Genomic DNA, 20289 nt, shown 5'->3' with positions numbered 1-20289 from the left:
GGCTCCGGGCGTTCGTCGTTGGAAAAGCCAAATCGTTGGCTTTTCCTGGCCTACGGCCACCACTCCTCACCCCACAAGGGGAGAAGGTGCCGCCGCTATTCTCCGGGGTGCAGCTTGGATTCGCTATGGGCGCGGCGGACTCGGCGGACGCCCCACCAGACGAGCAACACGGCAAGCGGCACGGCCGCGGCGGTGACGATCTCGGGCGCGAAGGCGTGGTCGACCGCCGACGCGCCCTTGGCGATGTACCCGACCAGGCCAACCACGTAGTAGGACACGGCGGCGACCGACAGGCCCTCGACCGTCTGCTGCAGGCGCAGTTGCAGCCTCGCGCGGTTGTTCATCGAGGCAAGCAGGTCGCGGTTCTGCTTCTCGACCTCGACGTCGACCCAGGTGCGCAGCAGCGTGGTGGCACGGGTCAGCTTGCGCGAGAGGTTGGCCTGGCGCTCCTCGACCGAACGGCAGGTGCGCATGGCAGGCGCGACGCGGCGCTTGAGGAAACCGGCCCAGGTGTCGTAGCCCGGCACGACCTCCTCGTCGAGCGCCTCGAGGCGCTCGCGGACGATGCCGTCATAGGCACGGCTGGCACCGAAGCGGTAGAGGCTGGAGGCGGCGTCGGCCTCGAGCTCGGCGGCGAGTTCGGTGAGGTCGGCAAGCAATGCCTGGCTGTCGCGGGTTTCGATCGCCTTCATCTCGCGGGTGATCTGGGCAAGCCGGTCCTCGATGCGGCGGACGCGGCCCGAAAGCGACAGCGCCATCGGCAAGCCCAGCATTGCCAGCGTGCGGTAGGTCTCGATATCGGTCAGACGCGCCGAGAGCGCGCCGGTCCGCGCCGGCGTCAGCCCGCGGTCGAGGATGAGAATACGGGTCAGTCCGTCGCCGTCCTGGCGAAAATCGGTGACGATGGCCGCAGCCCCGCTCTCGACCAGCGAATAGCACAGGCTGGTGGGATCGAAGGTGGCGATCAGCTTCTCGCTGGCCGGCGTCCACTTGCGGATCTCGAGCCGGATGCCGGAGATGACTGTACCGGGCGGGCTGAAGGCATTGCCAAAGGGCGAATCCTCCTGGGCGCGGCCGCTGTCGCTCAGCGGCCCTTCCCAGAGATATGTCGAGAACTCCGTGTGACGCTCCCAGCGCAGGGAGCCCTGGCCCCACTTCATGGCATGGTGGCGGGCCTGGCGGTCGGGCGCGGCGATGCCGAGGCGGCGCGACAGTTCCGAAAGCACCGCCTGGTCGACGGCGGATCCGCCCTCGGTCATGAAGGAAAGCTGGACCAGCACGCGCGGGCTTTCGACCAGTGGATGCGGCCGCGAATGGACTTCGCCGAGGGCGCCGGGACGCCCCTCATGGGCCGGAAAGCCCATGACGCTGCCGGTCGCGCGCGGCAAAAACTCCAGTGAGGACGGCTCGGCTGTCACTTGCAGCTCCCTCGATGCCATGACCTTCCTGCCTCTAGGTAAGTTTGCCGCGACAGGCAAACGCCAACTTTAGCGACGGCTGATACTGTGCATCACAAGTGCCACGTTCGAACACTGCCGGAGTGGATAAATAATTTGACCAGTTGGGGGCCTCCCACCTATCCTTCCGGCCAAGAACAGAGCTTCCGGACGGCCCTCTTGAGCGACATCTTTTCCAGGATCGAGCATTCGCGCACCGCCGACGAGGTGGTGCAACAGATCGAAAGCCTGATCCTCGAAGGCGTGCTGCGTGCCGGCGACCGGCTGCCCGGCGAACGCGAGATGGCCAAGCAGCTCGACGTGTCGCGGCCGATCCTGCGCGACGCGCTCAAGGCGCTCGAGACGCGCGGCCTGATGGTGTCGCGCCATGGCGGCGGCACGCATGTCGCCGACGTCATAGGCCAGGTCTTCTCCAAGCCCGTCATGGAACTGATCGTCAGCCACAGGAAGGCTGCTTCCGACTACCTCGAATACCGGCGCGAGATCGAAGGGCTCGCCGCCGAATACGCCGCGCGGCGCGCGACCAGGGAGGACCTGGCGATGCTCGACGGGATCATGCAGCGCATGGAGGCGGCCTATGGCCGGGCCGACTTCGAGGAGGAAGCGGCGATCGACGTCGAATTCCACCACGCGGTCGGCGAATGCGCCCACAACATCATTTTGTTGCACACTCTGCGCTCGTGCTACCGGCTCCTGTCCGACGGGGTGTTCCAGAACCGGCTGGTGGTGTTTGCCCTGCCCGCGGCGCGCGACGCGCTCTTCGACCAGCACAAGGCGATCCACCGCGCCGTGGCCACAGGAGATGCCGCCGGGGCGCGCAAGGCGGCGATGGACCACATCAGCTATCTCGAACGCGCCATGGCCGAGGCCGAGCGCAGCAGCGACTGGCAGCGCATTTCCCGCCTCAGGCTGAAGCAGCGGCTCGAAACCGGTGGAGCCGACCGGAAACTGCCATGATGGGCGTGCATTTTCTCGATGCCCGAGGCCCCGAGGGTTTGCGCCTCTATGCGGTGGGCGACATCCACGGCCATCTCGACCTGCTCGCCGAAATGCATGCCCGGATCGCCGCGGAGATCGCCCGCGACCGGCCGCCCGACTGGCGCATCATCCACCTGGGCGACCTGGTCGACCGCGGTCCCGACTCGAAAGGCGTGATCGAGTTCCTCATCGCCGCCACCGCACGCGACAGCCGTAACATCGTGCTTGCCGGCAATCACGACCAGGGATTTCTCGACTTCCTCGACTATCCCGACCCCACTGGCCTTTTTGCCCGCAACGGCGGGCCGGAGACTGCATGGTCATACGGCGTCGCGCTGCGGATGGCCGATGCGCTCGGTCTGCATCAGACCCATGCAGCACTGGTCAGGGCGGTTCCCGACAGCCATCGGCGCTTCCTGCGCCGGCTGCCCGCCTCGACAACGTTCGGCGACTTCTTCTTCTGCCACGCCGGCATCCGGCCGCAAATCCCGCTCGACGAGCAGGACCCGCGCGACCTGCTGTGGATCCGCGGAGAATTCCTGAACTATCCGGCGCTCCACCCGAAAGTGATCGTGCACGGTCATACGCCCCAGGCCGAAGCCGAGGTGATGCCCAACCGCGTCAACGTCGACACGGGCGCGTTCCATTCAGGCATACTCACGGCGCTCGTCGTCGACAGAGCCGAAAAGCGACTGATTTCAGTGGAGTTGCCGCGCGTCAGCGGGCGGCGGTGACGCCGTAGCCGTCGACGACGTTGTGATCGGACGCGGCGTCCGCGGAATAGATCCCGAAGCCGCCGAGCACGATGGCCGACAGCATGGCGAGGGACAGGAGCACTGCTTTCACAGGGGTCATCTCAGGTTGAGCTTCCTGCACTCTGCATGAGCAGAGTTACGAACAAGTTTACGAAAAGTTGCTGCAAGGCACCGCGGCCCGACCAGTCGAGCCGAGCTTGTAGTGTCGTTCTGTATCGGGCTTGTGTCGCTCCGAGCGCGGGAACGGTTCATTCGCGATACCATTTCCGCCCGGCGCGGGAGTTCTCATAGAAAGGCTTTTCGGCACAATCCAGCGGGCAAACTACCATCCACAGCGGATTTCTTTCGCAGTGCCAAAAATGTCACGAAATGGGATGGCGGACGGTGTTCGGCTGCCCCCGTCAGCCGTCAGATCGCGGCCACCCAGGCGCGCGCCAGGGCCATGCCCACGGCATCTGCTTCGGGCCCATGGCGGGCAGCCTCGGCCTCATGCCGTTCGGGCCAGTCGGGATTGGTGCTGGCGATCACGTCGGCGAAGGCCTCGTTCCATTCACGGACCATCGCCCGGTCGGCTTCGAAGTGGAACTGGATGCCGTAGCCGGCACGGCCGACCCTGAACGCCTGGTTGCCGGTGACGGAGCTTGCGGCAAGGCGCACGGCATCCTCGGGCAGGCTGAAAGTATCGTCGTGCCACTGGAAGATCGGGAAACTGTCGGGGAGCTCGGCAAAGAGCGGATCGTCGAGCGCCTCCTCGGTGAGCGAGATGCCGTGCCAGCCGAACTCGGTGGCGCCGCCGATGCGGTTGTGGCCGCCGAAGGCGCGTGCCAGCAACTGGCAGCCCAGGCAGATGCCGAGCACCGCCTTGTCCTTGTCGACGAAATCGCGCGCCAGTTCGATCAGCTGCGGGAAATAGGGAGAATGGCCGTCGTCGAGCGCATTCTGGCCGCCGCCCAGCATGACGAGCGCGTCGTGGCCGTCCGCGTCCGCAGGCAGCGGCTCGCCGAGATGGGCGTTGCACTGGATGATCTCGGCGCCCACCTCGGTGAGGGCCACACCCAGTTGGCCAAGGCCCGTCTTGTCAAAATTCTGGACGATCAGAACGCGCATTTCGGACCTTCGAGCGTGGCGTGACAAAGCTGCGGCGAGCCCTATCATGCGGCCCCCGACGCAGCCAAGAAGGATCGGCTATGCCACTTCAGAACAGGGTCGATCCTGCCGGGGAAATCCATGCGCATCCGGCGCGCGGCATGTTCACGGGCAATCGCGGCATCATCCACGATCCCGAAACCCGCACACTGCTCGGGCGGCGCTGGGCGACCAAGGCATGGATCACCTGCGCGCTGCATTTCAAGGGCGTCCGGCGCGTGCCCATGGGGCGCAACCGCCCGGCCGGCAAGACCGGCTGGACGGAGTTGTTCTTCCTCGACGAAGTGACCGCGCTCGCGGCAGGGCACCGGCCCTGCCACTATTGCCGGCGCGACCGGGCCAGGGAGTATGGCGCAGCCTTTGGCCGTGCCTTCGGCGTCGACAGCCCGAAGGTCGCCGAGATCGACAATTGCCTCCACGGCGAACGCCTCGCCTCCGGCGGAAGCCCGGTCACGATCGATCGCGGTGGCCTCGCCTTGCTGCCCGACGGTGCCATGTTCTCGGACGGTGCTTCCGACTATGCGATCCGCCAGGGCCAGGCGCTGCGCTGGAGCTTTTCCGGCTATGATGCTCAGTTCGGCCTCGGTGAACTTGCGGATACCAATATGTCCGTCATCACGCCGGCGACGACGCTCGCCGTGCTCAAGGAGGGCTACCGGCCCGATTGGCATCCGAGCGCTGGGCCTTGACCACCGCAGCGGCCTGCCGCATTGCTCGGCCATGCGCGCGAACTACAAGATGCAGCGGCTTTTCGTGCCGCACGACGTCTCCGCTGGGGCTGCCTTCGACGCCGACCCGCAGCAGAGCCACTATCTCGGCAACGTGCTTCGCCTCGGCGAGGGCGCCGAGGTGCTGCTGTTCAACGGCCGCGACGGCGAGTGGACGGCAAAGGTCGCCGGACGGACGAAAAAGGCGGTGCGGCTCGAGGTGCTGGAGCTGCAACGGCCGCAGCCCGAGCATCCCGACCTCGTCTACTGCTTTGCGCCGCTGAAGGTGGGCCGGCTCGACTATCTCGTGCAGAAAGCGGTCGAGATGGGCGCGGGCACGCTGATGCCTGTGATGACCCAGCACACCCAGATGAAGCCAAACATCGACCGCCTGCGCGCCAATGCGGTCGAAGCGGCAGAGCAATGCGGCATCCTGGCCATTCCAGAGGTGACGGAAGCGGTGAAGCTGGAGCAGATGCTTGCCGGCTGGGACAAGGAGCGGCGGCTGATCTTCTGCGACGAAGACGCCTCGACCAACAATCCCACGGCAGCACTTAAGGGCATCAAGGAGCGCAAGCTTGCGCTGCTGGTCGGTCCCGAAGGGGGCTTCTCCGACGAAGAACGCCGCATGCTGCGCGCCCTGCCCTTCGTCACCGCCATTCCGCTGGGACCGCGCATCCTGCGTGCCGACACGGCGGCGGTGGCAGCCCTTGCCGTCATCCAGGCTGCCATCGGCGACTGGTAGTCAGCCAAGCACCTTGCCCGGCCACGGATTGATGCCGTCGCGCAGCCAGATAAGCGTGTCGAGCCAGAAATCCGTTGCGTGGCGGTTGTGGAACAGGCCGAAATGGCCGACCTGCTGCCGGTCGAAATCCTGCGGCGACAGCAGCACCTGGGTGGCGGTCGCACTGGCATAATAGCCAAGAGCCCGGCGGATCGCCTGCGGCGTGCCGAGTTCGTCGTCGCTCATGCCGACCGCGAGGATCGGGGCGGTGACGGAGGCGAGGCGGCGAAGGACGTCATCCCGCTCGGCCTCGGGATGGCTCAGTTCCATGCGGGCTCGGCGAAAACTCCATTCATTGGCGACGCCTGACGGCAGGTCTTCGAGCCAACCGAGATGCCGGCCGGGGAAGTAGCCGCACAAGGCCGTGAGCGCAGGCATGGCGACATGCCATTTGAGGAACAGCCGCAGGCGCTGGTCGGCCGCATAGTCGCGCCAGAAAGCATATTGGGCACCGACGGTCAGCATGCGGGTGATGACAGGGGCGGATTCGGCAAGGCCCGGCAGGAAACCGCCGATGCTGTGTCCGACCACCATCAGCGGCGCGCCGGGATCGAGGCGGATAGCCAGGCGCAGCACCGCCTCGAAGTCGCGCTCGCCCCAGTCGCGCCAACGATAGCCGCAGCGGCGCAGGCTGGCCGGGCGGGAGGCACCGATGCCGCGATAATCGTAGGTGACGACGTCGAAGCCGTGGCCGGCAAGGAAGGCGGCGTAACGATGGTAGTAGCGCGCGAGAACGCCGGTGGCCGGGTTGACGATGACAGTGCCGGCCTGCTCGCCGCGCGCATGTGGCCAGATGTGACCGCGCAGAGCCACGCCGTCCTGGCACGCGATCTCGACCGCCTTGGGTTCTAAAATCGAGACTGCAATCGACATGCCTGACCTCGCTTTCCGCTCACTAGGGCTAACGGAAAGTCGCTTTCGATTACATTCACTAGTCGGTATACTTCCGCGATGAAGACAGCAGCGAAACCAACGCGTGAGCGCATCGTCGAAGCCGCCTCGAAGCTGTTCTACAGCGAAGGCATCAGAGGCGTCAGCGTCGATGCCGTGGCCGAAAAGGCGGGGCTGACCAAGCGCACGCTCTATTACCATTTCACCAGCAAGGACGATCTGATCGCGGCCTATCTCGACGGCCGCGACCAGCCCAATCTTGCCCTGTTCCAGCGCTGGTTCGACGAAGCCGAGGGCGGGCTGGACGACAAGGTCACCGCGATCTTCCGCAATCTCGGCAAATCCGCGCGACATCCCAAGTGGAAAGGCTGCGGCTTCCTGCGCACCGCTGCCGAACTGGTTGACATGCCCGGGCATCCGGCCATCAAGACCGGCATTGCCCACAAGAAGCGCGTCGAGGCATGGCTGCGCCAAGAGTTTGCCGAGGCAGGTGCAACAGGCGCAGAGGCGCTGGCCCGCCAGATCGTGCTGCTGCTCGACGGCGGCTTTGCCGTGGTGCTGCTCAACCGCGATGCCAGCTACATCGAAACGGCTGGCGAAGCGGCGGCGACGCTGGTTCGGGCTGCCCTTCCCGTGCGATAGTCAAGACAAGGACTTGCCGCCCAGGCCTGCCGCAGCGAAATCATTCAATATCTATTGACGAAGGCTCAGGATTTTTCGCTTGATCGGCAAGCGCTGGATCGTTCATCAAGCGCCGCGGTTCTTCCGCCCCTCAGGAGACACATTCATGGCGCGCGACACCACCGACTTCCAGCCCATCGAGGGAATGGACGAACTCGTCGGCTATCTGGCGGCCGGCAACAAGCCGCGCGAGAAGTGGCGGATCGGCACCGAGCACGAGAAGTTTCCCTTCTATGTCGACGGCAACGCACCCGTGCCCTACGGCACCGACCGCGGCATCCGCGCCCTGCTCGAGGGCATGCAGAAGACGCTCGGCTGGGACCCGATCATCGACGCCGGCCGCATCATCGGCCTGGTCGAGCCGACCGGCCAGGGCGCCATTTCGCTCGAGCCGGGCGGGCAGTTCGAGCTGTCGGGCGCGCCGCTGGAATCGATCCACCAGACCTGCCGCGAGGGCAACGCCCATCTGGCGCAGTTGCGCGAGATCGCCGAGCCGCTCGGCATCCGCTTCCTCGGCCTCGGCGGCAGCCCGAAATGGACGCTGGCCGATACGCCGCGCATGCCCAAGTCGCGCTACGACATCATGACCGCCTACATGCCGAAGGTCGGCAGCAAGGGCCTCGACATGATGTACCGCACCTGCACGATCCAGGTGAATCTCGACTTCGAGAGCGAGGCCGACATGCGCCGCAAGATGCAGGTCGGGCTCAAGCTGCAGCCGCTGTCGACGGCGCTCTTCGCCAATTCGCCCTTCACCGACGGCGTGCCGAACGGCATGCAGAGCTGGCGCGGCGACATCTGGCGCGACACCGACAACCAGCGCTCCGGCCTGCTCGAATTCTGCTTCTCGCCGGAATTCGGCTTCGCCGACTATGCCGAGTGGGCGCTCGACGTGCCGATGTATTTCGTCATCCGCGACGGCCGCTACCACGACATGACGCACATGACCTTCCGACAGTTCATGAACGGGGCGGCGCGCAATGAAGTGCCCGACGGCATGCCGAACATGGGCGACTGGGCCAACCACCTGTCGACGCTGTTCCCCGACGTGCGGCTGAAGCGTTTCCTCGAAATGCGTGGCGCCGATGGCGGCCCGTGGCGGCGCATCTGTGCCCTGCCTGCCTTCTGGGTAGGGCTGCTCTATGATGCCGCGACGCTCGATGCGATCGACGACTACACGCGCGACTGGACCTACGCCGAAGTGCTGGCGATGCGCAACGCCGTGCCCGAGCAGGGGATTTCGGCGCCGTTCCGCAACTCGACGCTGCGCGAAGTCGGCCGCGAGGTCCTGGCCCTTTCGCGCCAGGGGCTCGTCAACCGCGGACGCAAGAACCGCGACGGCTTCGACGAATCCGGCTTCCTCAGCACACTCGACGAAGTGATTGCCCGCGGCACGACCAGTGCCGAAGAGATGCTCAACGCCTATCACACGCGCTGGGGCGACTCGATCGAGCCGGCATTCATGGAGTACGCGTACTAACTGTCGAGCATTCGGCGGACGTAATCTACATTGCTGAATCTGTGCACCGGCCTAAAGATCGGCTCCGATGTTTGGGCCGCCGCACATGGGCGAAAGCCCCTTCATTACGAGCCGGAAACACAATAGGCTCCCCCGCAGCCAACGACCTGCGGAGGAAAACATGCTGCCCCTGTTCGATATGCTGGCCAATGCCCAGAACGGCAATGGCATGGAGGCACTGGCGCGCCAGTTCGGGCTCACCCAGCAGCAGACGCAATCCGCCATCGAGGCGCTGATGCCCGCCTTCAGCCAGGGGCTCAGGCGCAACGTCTCCGACCCCTACGGGCTGGGCTCGTTCCTGCAGGCGATGGCCACCGGCCAGCACGCCAAATATTTCGACGACGCCAGCCGCGCCTTCTCGTCCCAGGGCGTGGACGAGGGCAACGGCATCCTCGGCCATCTGTTCGGCTCGAAGGACCTGTCGCGGGCAGTGGCGGCGCAAGCCGCGCAGGCCACCGGCGTCGGCCAGAATATCCTGCAGCAGATGCTGCCGGTCGTCGCCTCGATGATCATGGGTGGACTGTTCAAGCAGTCCACCGGCCAGATGCAGGCCGCGGCCGGCTTCGGCGGCGGCAACAATCCGCTCGGCGACATCATCGAGCAGATGATGCGGCAGGGTGGCGGCATGATGGGCGGCGGCCAGCAGCCGCAGCGGCAGGCGCCGCAGCAGCCCCAGGCGCCCGACCCGTTCGACAATCCGTTCGGCAAGATACTCAAGGACATGTTCGGCGGTGGCCAGGCGCAGCAGCCGGCGCCGCGCCAGCCACAGCAATCTCCCTACGGCGACAACCCGCTCGGCAAGATCTTCGAGGAAATGCTGGGCGGAGGCCGCGGCCAGCCTGCCCCGCAGCCTCAACCGCGCCAGCCACAGCCGCAGCAGAACCCCAGCGGCCGGCCACGCAATCCCTATGACGACCTTTTCGGCAAGATGTTCGAGACCGGCAGCCAGCAGCGCGACGAGTACCAGAAGGGCGTCGAATCGATCTTCGAGCAGTTTTCGCGCGGGATGGATCGATACAGGTAAGGGATTGGCGAATAGAGAGTAGTGAGTAGTGAGTAGTGAGTAGTGAGTAGTGTAGCTGAAGGACTCTCAGCGCTCTTCTATCCGCTATTCACCCACCAACAAAAAAAGCCCGGTCCCTTGGGAGGACCGGGCAGCTTTGCAGGCGGAGCCGGCGGGGAACCGGCTGGGAGTGGGAAGCCTGCGAAACTCTCAGGCGACTCTGCGGGCCAATTGCTCGACGTTCTCGCTGCGCGCCTGACGGATCGAGCCCAGGCGTGCGGTCGGATCGCTGGCGAACGGCAGGTCGACGGCGACATGCAGATCGCCACGGGTGAGACCGATGTCGGCCAGTTCGGTGTCGGTCATTTCACCGAGACGATAGAAGGCGCGCCGATTTTTCCAGGCGCGCACTATGTCGGCGAAGTGGGTGACGATACGCATCGCATTCACCGGGCGAGCCGCGGAATGCGCCGTCTCAGTGCAATGGTCGAGCGTAGTCATGTCGATCTCCTCTCTGATCGGGGACAAACGGGTCCCTTCCGGTCGGCGCTCCTTTTTCGCCGCCCCGGTTCCGATTCACATGCCTCATGTGGACGCTAGAACATTGCCATTGCTGTATTGATTAATCCAACGAATGTTTTTAATGTATCGCATCAAAGTTCATGATGGAAACGACCATGGCCGCTCCACTCGACCTTGACCAGCTCCACACCTTCATCTCCATCGTCGACACCGGCAGCTTCACGCGCGCGGCAGACGAGGTCCATCGCACCCAGTCGGCGGTGTCGATGCAGATGCGGCGCCTGGAAGACCGCATCGGCAAGCCGCTGTTCGAAAAGGACGGCCGCATGAACAAGCTGACAGAGGAAGGCGAAAGGCTGCTCTCCTATGCCCGCCGGCTGCTGCAGCTGAATCGCGAGACGCTGGCTGCGTTCGACGACCGGGCGCTCGAAGGCACCATCCGCATCGGCGTGCCGGACGACTATGCCGACCGCTTCCTGCCCGAGATCATGGCGCGGTTTTCCCGCTCGAACCCGCGCGTCGAGCTGTCGGTGGTGTGCGAGCCGACCGTCAACCTCGCCGACCAGATCCGGCGCGGCAATCTCGACATCGCGCTGGTGACGGAGTGCGCCGACACCAGGCCCACCGAGATCGTGCGCAACGAGCCGCTGCTGTGGGTATCGTCGGCCGCGCACATGGTGCACGAGGAAGAGATCCTGCCGATGGCCTTCGGCCGGCCGACCTGCCAGTGGCGGCGCATGGCGACCGAGATGCTCGACGCCAGCGGCCGCCGCTATCGCGTGCTGTTCACCAGTTGGTCGGCGACCGTCATTACCGCGGCGATCCTGGCGGGGCTGGCCGTATCCGTGCTTCCGGAATGCGCGCTCAGGCCCGGCATGCGGGTGCTGGGCGATGCCGACGGCTTCGGCCCCCTGCCCGACTGCAAGATCGGCATCCTGCGCGGCCATTCCAGCCGGCCGGAGATCGTCGACGCGCTCGCCCGCCACATCAGCGAGAGCCTCGACAACATCTCGGTGCCGATCCCGGAGGACGCCGGCACCTTCGACTTCCAGGCGCTGATGGCCAATCGCGGGCGCAGGCACAAGCCGAGCCACATTATGCCGGGATGGTAGGCCGCGCCTGACGCTCCAAGCTTGACGAGCAGGGCCTGCCGGACCTCAATCGCGCCATGAGCGAGCTTGCCACCGAATCACGCACCAACGCTGCCGAATACACCGTCAGCGAAATCTCCGGCGCGCTGAAGCGCACGGTGGAGGATGCCTTCGGCAATGTGCGGGTGCGCGGCGAAATCTCCGGCTACCGCGGGCCGCACTCGTCGGGCCACGCCTATTTCGCGCTGAAGGACGACCGTGCCCGCATCGAGGCCGTGGTGTGGAAAGGCACGATGAACCGGCTGAAGTTCCGTCCCGAGGAAGGGATGGAGGTCATCGCGTCGGGCAAGCTCACCACCTATCCCGGCTCGTCGAAATACCAGATCGTCATCGACAATCTCGAGCCCGCCGGCGCCGGCGCGCTGATGGCGCTGCTCGAGGAGCGCAAGCGCAGGCTGGCGGCCGAAGGCCTGTTCGACGAACGGCGCAAGCAGCTGCTGCCGTTCATGCCGATGGTCATCGGCGTCGTCACCTCGCCGACCGGCGCGGTCATCCGCGACATCATCCACCGCATCAAGGACCGCTTTCCGCTGCATGTCTTGGTCTGGCCGGTGCGGGTGCAGGGCGAGACCTCAGGCGCCGAGGTGGCGGCTGCGGTCAACGGTTTCAACGAGTTCCCGGACGACGGTCCGATCCGCCGGCCCGATCTTTTGATCGTGGCGCGCGGCGGCGGCAGCCTCGAGGATCTCTGGGGGTTCAACGACGAGGCGCTGATCCGCGCCGTCGCCACCTCGCGCATTCCTGTCATCTCGGCGGTCGGCCATGAGACCGACTGGACGCTGGTCGACCTCGCCGCCGACATGCGCGCGCCGACACCTACGGGTGCTGCCGAACTCGCCGTGCCGGTGAAGGCCGAGCTCGAAGCGACGCTTGCCAATCTGCACGCCCGCCTGAAAGGCTGCGTGTCGCGCAATATCGAGCGCAAGCGCCAGGCGGTTCGGGCTGCTGCCCGCGCTCTGCCGACACCCGACCAGTTGCTCGCGTTGCCGCGCCGGCGCTTCGACGAGGCGACAAGCCGGCTCGGACGCGCCCTCACCGTATCGACCGAACGCAAGCGCGCCAGACTGTCGGCGGTGCGGCTGTCGCCTGCAACGCTGTCGCGGCGGATCGCCGAGACGCGGCGTCACCTCGACCGCGACATGCTGCGGGCGGACGCGGCGCTGCGGGCCATCGTGCGCGAGAAGCGCGTCCGCTTCGACCGCACGCGGGGACGCCTCTCGCCCGAGCCGCTGGCACGCAGGCAACTGGCCTCCAGAGACAAGGTGACCCTTTTGGAGCGCCGCGCCACCCAGGCCGTGGGCCTTCGCCTCGAACGGGCGCGTACCAGGCTGTCACAGGCGGACCGGCTGATGGCGACGCTGTCGCACAAGGCCGTGCTGGCGCGTGGCTTCGCGCTGGTGCGCGATGCCGAAGGCACCGTGCTCAAGCGCGCCGGCGAGGTGGCTGCCGGCATGGCGCTTTCGATCGAATTCGCCGACGGGACTGCCGATGCCATGGCCACCAGCGGCGAGGCACGACCGAAGGCAGCAGCCAAGCCGGCCGCCAAGGCCAAAGAGACAGGCAAGCAGGGCAGCTTGTTCTAAGGCTGAGGCAGTTCAGTCGCGCGAGGGCACGGGCGGCGCCACGGTCTCGGGTGCCACGAGCGGCGAGATGAACGGGGCTCCCCAGGAGCCGCCGACGAAGAAGGCGATGCGCTTGGCGAGGTTGCTGGTCGAGGCTGTCGCATCCTTCGGCTCGATCGCGCCCGACAGGGCAAGCCCGCGGCCGAGATAGGGCACGATGCCGGTGAGCCAGATGCGGTTGGCGGGCGTGCGCGCCTCGGCCTTGTCGATCCTGGCAACGCCGTTGGAGATTGCTGCCTTCAGCTCGACGCCGTCGACCGGCAGCGTTCCTTCCGCAACCTCGTCGAGAGAGAAGAAACCGCCTTCCGCCGCACGCGCCGCGAAGGCCTGCAGGTCGAGACCGGCAATGGCGCCGACGCCGAAGGTGGCCGAGACCGAGCCGTCGGCGTTCTGCAGCAGGGTTTCCCAACTCGTACCCGGTCCCTTGAGGATCACAGAAACCGTTCCGCGGCCGATCGGCACCAGATGGCTCATGCCCGCCGCCGTACCGAAGGCGCCGCCGTCGATGTCGGAAGCGAGCAGGCGAAGCTCGGCCTGTGTGCCGCCCGGCTTGCGGTCGAAGCGGACGCCGGCCTGGACATTGCCGCCGAATGCCTCCGCATCGGAAATGTCGAATGCCGCCAGGCCTCCCTTGACCTGGGCGGTTGCCGCCACCTCCGCCAGTGTGATCGAGCCGGCGGTTGCCTTGGCGGCCGAGAGCCTGAGGTCGAGATTGACATGGTCGGCGAAGCTGGTGTCGATCGCCGTGGGGCTGCTGCCGGCTGGCACGAAGGCCGACGCGAAGGCGATGACATCGATGGTGTCGAAGGCAAGCGTGCCGGCAATGGAAGGCACCGAATGGAGCGACAGTTCGAGCACGCCTGTGCCGGGACTGCCGTTCAGCGTGACCTGCGCGCCTTCCAGCTTGAGGCGCGCCGGGTTGCCGGAGACCTTCGCCGAAACCGCAATCGGCCCGACCGGGCTGTCGGGCAGGATGCCGGGCCGCGACCACTCCAGCACGCGCCGCAGCGAAGGCGCGGCCAGCTTGGCCTGGCCGTCGAAATGGGCGTCGCCGGCGAAACCCGCGACACCATCGAACGAAGCTTCGACCGGTGCCGCCTTCAGCGACGCGGTGAGCGGTGCATCGCCCCCGGCAAACAAAAGCAGCGGCCGCGGCGACGACATTTCCACCGCCACCGGCTCACCCCGCCACACTCCGGTTGCGCTCAGGCTGCCGGACTTGTTGAGCGCACCCCAACTGACCTTGCCCGTGAGGTCTCCGAGCAGTTCGTCCTCACCCTTGTCGGTCGCGGTGACGACACGGCCATCGACAAACTCGATCACGCCGAACTCGTCCGTAGGAAGCCTGGCGAGATCCGGCGCGCTCGGATCGGAGGAGACCGCGCTCCGGGCGCGTTCGATCGAACGGATGATGCGCCCGCCGCGCGAACGCGGCCACTCGTAGCTGCCGTCGGCCGCGCGTTTGAGGCGAAGCGTGGGCCGTTCGAAATGTGCGTCGGAAAAATCGACATTGCCCAGCGCGGCCGACAGCGACGACAGCTCGATCTCGACGCGCTCGGCCTCGAAGACCGGCGCGTTGCTCGGGTCTTCCCAGTCGCTCAGCGTCACGTCGGTGAGCGTGGCGCGGAAGTCGGGCCATATCTCGATGACGGGCGCACCTTCAATGGAAACGCGAAAGCCGCTCCATGCGCTCAGCTCGAAGGCAATGCGATCCCTGACGATCCGGGTGGAGGCGATGAAGGGCAACGCGACGATCACGGCGGCGACCAGGACGGCAATGCCGGCAATCGCCCAGATGCTGCGCCTGAACAGTGGTGATGGCATGTTGCCCTTGTGCCGCCCGTGCTGCGCCTTTGTGAGAACCGGGTGTAACCGACCGACGCGGCATTTCAAGTCTTTGTGGCCATGCGATGACGTTTGCGCACAGCGCATTGGCGCAAATCGACATCTTCTTGATCTGCTGCAGTGCGACATGCATAAACCAAACCGGTTCTGGGAGAGACGCAGATGTCAGTTGAAATGCCCCTCTGGACACCCTCGGCCGAGCGGATCGCAGCGGCACCATTGACGGCCTTTGCGGCGGAGGCGGAGAAGCGGGCGGGACGGCCACTTCCGAGGTACGCCGGGCTGCATGCCTGGTCGATTGCCGAGCGCGAGGCGTTCTGGGATCTGGTCTGGGATTTCTGCGGCGTGATCGGCCAGAAGGGCGACCGCGTGCTTGCCGACGGCGACCGCATGCCGGGGGCGAGGTTCTTCCCCGACGCACGGCTGAACTTCGCCGAGAACCTGCTGCGCGGCTCGGGCAGCGGCGAGGCGATCGTCTTCCGCGGCGAGGACAAGGTTTTACGCCGGCTGTCGTGGGACGAACTGTCTGCGCTGGTGTCGAAGCTGCAGCAGTTGTTCGTTTCGCTCGGCGTGACGAAGGGCGACCGCATCGCGGCGATGATGCCCAACATGCCCGAGACGATTGCCGCGATGCTGGCCACTGCCTCGATCGGTGCCGTGTGGTCGTCCTGCTCGCCCGACTTCGGCGAACAGGGTGTGCTCGACCGCTTCGGCCAGATCGAGCCGAAACTGTTCATCGCCCCCGACGGCTACTGGTATGCCGGCAAGCGCATCGAGGTCGGCCAGAAGATCGCGGCGGTGGCCGACAGGCTGGCCAGTGCGACCAAGGTGCTGGTGGTCGACTATCTCGGCACGGCGAAGGAAGTGGCCGCTGGCATCGCCAAGGCGGAAGCGCTGGAGGATGCGCTGGCGCCGTTTGCGGTGCAACCGGTGACGTTCGAGCCCCTGCCCTTCGACCATCCGCTCTACATCCTGTTCTCCTCAGGCACGACCGGCATCCCCAAATGCATCGTGCATTCTGCCGGCGGCACGCTGCTGCAGCACGTCAAGGAGCAGCGCCTGCATGCCGGGCTCGTTCCGGGCGACCGCTTCTTCTACTTCACCACCTGCGGCTGGATGATGTGGAACTGGCTGGTCTCGGGGCTCGCCTCGGAGGCAACGCTCTTGCTCTATGACGGCTCGCCGTTCCATCCCGACGGCAACGTGCTGTTCGACTTCTCCGACGCCGAGAAGATGACCTATTTCGGCACCTCGGCGAAGTTCATCGATTCCGTCCGCAAGGCGGGCCTCAGGCCCATCGACAGCCACGATCTCGGAAGCGTGCGCACCCTGTCGTCGACCGGCTCGCCGCTGTCGCCCGAGGATTTCCAATTCGTCTATGACGGCATCAAAAAGGATGTCCACCTCGCGTCGATCTCGGGCGGCACCGACATCGTCTCGTGCTTCGTACTCGGCGTGCCGACGGAACCGGTCTGGACAGGCGAGATCCAGGGCGCCGGGCTCGGCATGGCCGTCGACGTCTGGGACGATGCCGGCCTGCCGGTGCGCGGCGAAAAGGGCGAGCTCGTCTGCACCAGCGCGTTCCCGTCGATGCCGGTCGGCTTCTGGAACGATGCCGGCGGTGAAAAATACCACGCCGCCTATTTCGACCGCTTCGACAATATCTGGTGCCATGGCGACTTCGCCGAATGGACGGCCCATGGCGGGCTGATCATCCACGGCCGCTCCGACGCCACACTCAACCCCGGCGGGGTGCGCATCGGCACGGCCGAGATCTACAATCAGGTCGAGCAGTTGCCGGAGATCCTGGAAGCCCTGTGCATCGGCCAGGATTGGGACGGCGACGTGCGCGTCGTGCTGTTCGTCCGCCTTGCACCCGGCATCGCCCTCGACGCCGACCTCGAAAAGCGCATCCGCACAAAGATCCGCACTGGCGCCAGCCCGCGCCATGTGCCGGCGAAGATCGTCGCCGTCTCCGACATCCCCCGCACCAAGTCGGGCAAGATCACCGAGCTTGCCGTGCGCGACATCGTCCACGGCCGGCCGGTCAAGAACAAGGAGGCGCTCGCCAATCCCGAGGCCCTCGACCTCTACAGGGATGTCGAGGAGCTGCGCAGCTGACGGGACGGCAACCACGTATGGTAAATGACTCGTGAAGGGCAAATTTACCTAGACTTCAGGAGTGGTACACTTTCGTAAACATTTCAAAGGCGCGGTAATGAGTTGTTAAGTTTCGGCCGCGATAGTCGAGCCTAACTTGAGGGAGAAATCCCTTTCCTCGCAGGAGGATAGCGTTTTTGCTCAAGTCCCCGTTGAAACAGCATCATCTCCAGGGCGCCCGTCGGGCGCCTTTTTCTTTGCGTGCTGACCGGAGGTCGGGACCTACAGCGAAGCCTCTGCGTCGCGTACCAGCGCGCCCGACAAAAGCACCACCGGCACCATGGCGGTGATGATGATGACGATCGCAGCCACCGCCCCTTCCTCCGGCACGCCGCGCGAAGCGTTCTCGTAGACATAGGTGGCGAGCGTGCTGAAGCCGAATGGCCTGAGCAGGATCGTTGCCGACAGTTCCTTCACGGTGTCGACGAAGACCAGCACCGCGGCGGTCAGGATCGCCGGCCTGAGCAGCGGCAGCAGCACCTTCGCGGCACTCTGGCTCGGCGTCTTGCCGAGGCTGCGGGCAGCCTCGTCGAGGCTGCCGGGGAGCTTTTCCATGCCGGAGCGGATCGCGCCCTCGGCGAGCGCGACGAAGCGAATGGTGCAGGCAAGCACGACGGCCGCCGCCGATCCGGTGAGCAGCAGGCCCGTCGAGAAACCGAACTGCGCGCGCACGAAGCCGTCGACGACATTGTCGAAGCGCGCCAACACGAAGAGCAGGCCGAGGCCTAGGATGCCGCCCGGCAGCGCGTAGCCCACCGAGGCGAGCCGCACGGTCGCTGCCATGGCGCGGCCCTTGGACAGGCGCTGCGCATTGAGCAGGAACAGGGCGATTGCCACGGTGACGATCGCCGTGATCGAGGCGGTCATCAGGCTGTTGAGGAAAGCCTTGGCCACATCCGGCGAGGTGAACTGCTCGAGCCTGCGCGAGGCGTATTGGCCGAACACAGTGATCGGCACGCCGAAGCCGCACAGGATCGGCAGGGCGACCCCGGTCGGCAGCGCGTAGCGTGCCCAGCCCTTCAGGGCAACGCGTGACGGATGCACCTTGAGGTGCGTGCCGCGCCCGGCATGGAAGCGCTGCCGCCGGCGGGCCCACTGCTCCGCCACCAGCAGCAGGACGACGAGCACCAGCATCAGAATGGCGATCTGCGCTCCGCCTTCCAGACTGCCGCGGTTGAGCCAGGTGGTGTAGACGGCGACCGTCAGGGTTCGCACGCCGAAATATTCGGCCGCACCGATGTCGTTGATCGTCTCCATCAGCACCAGTGCCACGCCGGCGACGATGGCCGGCCGGGCCACCGGCAGCAGCACGCGCCAGAACACGCGCGCCGGACGGGCGCCGAGCGTGCGGGCGACGTCGGCGATGTTGCGCCCCTGCATGAGGAAAACGATGCGGGTGGTCAGATAGACGTAAGGGTAGAGCACCGAGCCGAGCACGAAGGCCGTGCCCCAGGTCGAGCGAATGTCGGGGAACCAGTAGTCGCGTATCGTCTCGAAGCCGAAGAGCGAGCGCACCAGGCTCTGCACCGGCCCCTGGTACTGGAAGAACTCGCCGAAGGCATAGGCGGCGAGATAGGGCGGCACGGCCAGCGGAAGCACCAAGGCCCAGGACAGGACGCGGCGGAAGGGAAATTCGTAAGCGACGACCGCCCAGGCGCAGGCGACGCCGGCGACCGTCGTGAGCGTGGCGACCATGGCCAGCAGGGCAATCGTCGTCCGTGTCGCGCCGGGCAAGACGTTGTCGATCAGGTGCGGCCAGTCCTCGCCGGTGCCGGACAGCGCGACGAAGGCCAGCGACAATACAGGCAGGACCACGACGAAGCCGATGGCGAGCGCGAAGGCGCTGTGGAGCGGATGACGCAGTCGTTTGACAGGCAGCGGCCGCCCGTTCGGGATTCCAGCTGCCCCGATCACTTCGCCGCCATTGTTGCCGCCCGTCAGCAAGTCATTTCCCCTGCAACGCGGAAAAGCCGGGCCGACTGCCCGGCCCGGCCAAGTCCGCAAATCCTGTCAGCCCGTTCAGCTGTTCGGGCCGTCGTCGAGACCGACGCGGTCGACCATCTCGGAAGCAGCCTTGCGGCCCTTGGCGATGTCGACGAGCGGCAGCGTATCGGCGTTGAGCGTGCCGAAAGCCTTGACCGTCTCGGACGGCTCGAGGCCTGGCTCCACCGGATATTCGTAGTTCTTCTCCGCGTAAACCTGCTGCGCCTTGTGGCTGGCAAGGAAGCGGATCAGCTTGACCGCGTCATCGCGGTTCGGCGCATATTTGGCAAGGGCCGCGCCGGAGATGTTGACGTGGGTGCCGCCGTTCTCGAAAGTCGGGAACAGCACGTTGATGGCGTTGCCCCACTCCTTCTCCTTCGGGTCCTTGTCGTTGTTGCGCATCAGGCCGACGTAATAGGTGTTGCCAATGGCGATGTCGCATTCGCCGGCGGCGATGGCACCGGCCTGCGGGCGGTCGCCGCCGTCAGGCTTCTTGGCGAGATTGGCCTTGAGGCCCTTCATCCATTCCTCGGTCTTCTCCGGACCCCAGTGGGCGATCGCGGCCGAGAAGAGCGCGAGATTGTAATCGTGCTGGCCCGAACGCATGCAGATCTTGCCCTTCCACTTCGGGTCGGCCAACTCGGCATAGGTGATGGCGGTATCCTTGACGCGCTCCTTCGAGGCATAGATGACGCGGGCGCGCTTGGTCAGGCCGAACCAGTGGCCCTCGGGATCGCGATATTCGGACGGCAGCAGCTTGTTGACCTCGTCGTCGACCAGCGGCTGGGTGACGCCCTTTTCCTTGGCCGAGGTCAGGCGGGCGATGTCGACGGTCATGATGACGTCGGCGGGCGAATTCTTGCCCTCTGCGAGGATGCGTTCCTCAAGTCCCTTGTCGAGGAAGAGGACTTCGGTCTTGATGCCGGTCTCAGCGGTGAAGGCATCCAGAACGGGCTTGATGAGGTCGGGCTGACGATAGGTGTAGATGTTCACCACGCCGTCGGCGAGCGCCGAACTGGTGAAAAGGGCCGCAAGGGCGAAGCCGGCCACGATCGACCGCGCGTTTCCAATCTTCATCTTTCTCT

Annotated in this window: 18 protein-coding genes; 10 read left to right on the top strand and 8 right to left on the bottom strand. The window is 65.9% G+C overall.

What is annotated here, in order from left to right; genetic code table 11:
- Nucleotides 1-95: 95 nt before the first annotated feature.
- Nucleotides 96-1439: a DUF3422 family protein gene (locus tag AmiPiv_RS06095; RefSeq protein WP_445206902.1), complete on the bottom strand. Its 1344-nt coding sequence runs from the start codon at nucleotides 1437-1439 to the stop codon at nucleotides 96-98.
- A gap of 177 nt (nucleotides 1440-1616) precedes the next feature.
- Here AmiPiv_RS06095 and AmiPiv_RS06090 point away from each other — a divergent pair, with 177 nt between their 5' ends.
- Nucleotides 1617-2414 carry an FCD domain-containing protein gene (locus tag AmiPiv_RS06090; protein ID WP_340036425.1) on the top strand — a complete coding sequence of 266 codons (798 nt, stop codon included), beginning with the start codon at nucleotides 1617-1619 and terminating at the stop codon, nucleotides 2412-2414.
- Nucleotides 2411-3169: a metallophosphoesterase family protein gene (locus AmiPiv_RS06085; protein WP_340036424.1), complete on the top strand. Its 759-nt coding sequence runs from the start codon at nucleotides 2411-2413 to the stop codon at nucleotides 3167-3169. The genes AmiPiv_RS06090 and AmiPiv_RS06085 overlap by 4 nt, the downstream gene beginning before the upstream one ends.
- Here AmiPiv_RS06085 and AmiPiv_RS06080 read toward each other — a convergent pair.
- Both AmiPiv_RS06080 and AmiPiv_RS06075 read right to left on the bottom strand, forming a co-directional pair.
- Nucleotides 3153-3290 (bottom strand): hypothetical protein, encoded by a 138-nt coding sequence (locus AmiPiv_RS06080; RefSeq protein ID WP_340036423.1) that lies wholly within the window; start codon nucleotides 3288-3290, stop codon nucleotides 3153-3155. The genes AmiPiv_RS06085 and AmiPiv_RS06080 overlap by 17 nt on opposite strands.
- Before the next feature lie 308 nt (nucleotides 3291-3598).
- Entirely contained in the window at nucleotides 3599-4297 is a 699-nt protein-coding gene (locus tag AmiPiv_RS06075) for a type 1 glutamine amidotransferase (protein WP_340036422.1), read from the bottom strand.
- A gap of 80 nt (nucleotides 4298-4377) precedes the next feature.
- Here AmiPiv_RS06075 and AmiPiv_RS06070 point away from each other — a divergent pair, with 80 nt between their 5' ends.
- Together AmiPiv_RS06070 and AmiPiv_RS06065 are read left to right on the top strand one after the other, a co-directional pair.
- Nucleotides 4378-5025, top strand: coding sequence for a hypothetical protein (locus AmiPiv_RS06070; protein WP_340036421.1), 648 nt, complete (start codon nucleotides 4378-4380; stop codon nucleotides 5023-5025).
- A 31-nt stretch (nucleotides 5026-5056) separates the two neighbouring features.
- The gene (locus AmiPiv_RS06065; protein ID WP_340036420.1) at nucleotides 5057-5788 is read left to right on the top strand and encodes a 16S rRNA (uracil(1498)-N(3))-methyltransferase; all 732 of its coding nucleotides are present in this window, start codon (nucleotides 5057-5059) and stop codon (nucleotides 5786-5788) included.
- On the opposite strand, the gene AmiPiv_RS06060 is transcribed toward AmiPiv_RS06065, so the two are convergent.
- Nucleotides 5789-6700, bottom strand: coding sequence for an alpha/beta hydrolase family protein (locus AmiPiv_RS06060; RefSeq protein WP_340036419.1), 912 nt, complete (start codon nucleotides 6698-6700; stop codon nucleotides 5789-5791).
- A gap of 78 nt (nucleotides 6701-6778) precedes the next feature.
- Between AmiPiv_RS06060 and AmiPiv_RS06055 the strand changes: the two genes are divergently transcribed.
- From AmiPiv_RS06055 to AmiPiv_RS06045, 3 genes are all read left to right on the top strand, one after another.
- Nucleotides 6779-7360, top strand: coding sequence for a TetR/AcrR family transcriptional regulator (locus AmiPiv_RS06055; protein WP_340036418.1), 582 nt, complete (start codon nucleotides 6779-6781; stop codon nucleotides 7358-7360).
- A 145-nt stretch (nucleotides 7361-7505) separates the two neighbouring features.
- Complete coding sequence (locus tag AmiPiv_RS06050) at nucleotides 7506-8879, top strand: glutamate--cysteine ligase (protein WP_340036417.1); 1374 nt, start codon at nucleotides 7506-7508, stop codon at nucleotides 8877-8879.
- A 160-nt stretch (nucleotides 8880-9039) separates the two neighbouring features.
- Complete coding sequence (locus AmiPiv_RS06045) at nucleotides 9040-9942, top strand: DUF937 domain-containing protein (protein ID WP_340036416.1); 903 nt, start codon at nucleotides 9040-9042, stop codon at nucleotides 9940-9942.
- Nucleotides 9943-10131: 189 nt separating this feature from the next.
- On the opposite strand, the gene AmiPiv_RS06040 is transcribed toward AmiPiv_RS06045, so the two are convergent.
- Nucleotides 10132-10422, bottom strand: coding sequence for a DUF1127 domain-containing protein (locus AmiPiv_RS06040; RefSeq protein ID WP_340036415.1), 291 nt, complete (start codon nucleotides 10420-10422; stop codon nucleotides 10132-10134).
- Between the two features lie 176 nt (nucleotides 10423-10598).
- Here AmiPiv_RS06040 and AmiPiv_RS06035 point away from each other — a divergent pair, with 176 nt between their 5' ends.
- Entirely contained in the window at nucleotides 10599-11555 is a 957-nt protein-coding gene (locus tag AmiPiv_RS06035; RefSeq protein WP_340036414.1) for a LysR substrate-binding domain-containing protein, read from the top strand.
- Nucleotides 11556-11611: 56 nt separating this feature from the next.
- On the top strand, nucleotides 11612-13177 hold the full coding sequence (gene xseA / locus AmiPiv_RS06030; RefSeq protein WP_340036413.1) for an exodeoxyribonuclease VII large subunit: 1566 nt from the start codon (nucleotides 11612-11614) through the stop codon (nucleotides 13175-13177).
- Between the two features lie 12 nt (nucleotides 13178-13189).
- On the opposite strand, the gene AmiPiv_RS06025 is transcribed toward xseA, so the two are convergent.
- Complete coding sequence (locus tag AmiPiv_RS06025) at nucleotides 13190-15040, bottom strand: AsmA family protein (RefSeq protein WP_340036411.1); 1851 nt, start codon at nucleotides 15038-15040, stop codon at nucleotides 13190-13192.
- Nucleotides 15041-15223: 183 nt separating this feature from the next.
- Between AmiPiv_RS06025 and AmiPiv_RS06020 the strand changes: the two genes are divergently transcribed.
- A complete protein-coding gene (locus AmiPiv_RS06020; RefSeq protein ID WP_340036410.1) occupies nucleotides 15224-17182 on the top strand; it encodes an acetoacetate--CoA ligase in 1959 nt (652 codons plus the stop codon).
- A 261-nt stretch (nucleotides 17183-17443) separates the two neighbouring features.
- Here AmiPiv_RS06020 and AmiPiv_RS06015 read toward each other — a convergent pair whose 3' ends face one another.
- Nucleotides 17444-18916, bottom strand: a complete 1473-nt coding sequence (locus tag AmiPiv_RS06015; RefSeq protein WP_445206908.1) for an ABC transporter permease — start codon at nucleotides 18914-18916, stop codon at nucleotides 17444-17446.
- A 324-nt stretch (nucleotides 18917-19240) separates the two neighbouring features.
- Nucleotides 19241-20281 (bottom strand): Fe(3+) ABC transporter substrate-binding protein, encoded by a 1041-nt coding sequence (locus tag AmiPiv_RS06010; RefSeq protein ID WP_340036408.1) that lies wholly within the window; start codon nucleotides 20279-20281, stop codon nucleotides 19241-19243.
- Nucleotides 20282-20289: the final 8 nt, after the last annotated feature.

The sequence above is a fragment of the Aminobacter sp. Piv2-1 genome (genome assembly GCF_037625995.1).
Lineage (GTDB): Bacteria > Pseudomonadota > Alphaproteobacteria > Rhizobiales > Rhizobiaceae > Aminobacter.
This window is presented reverse-complemented; position numbering and strand designations above follow the sequence as displayed.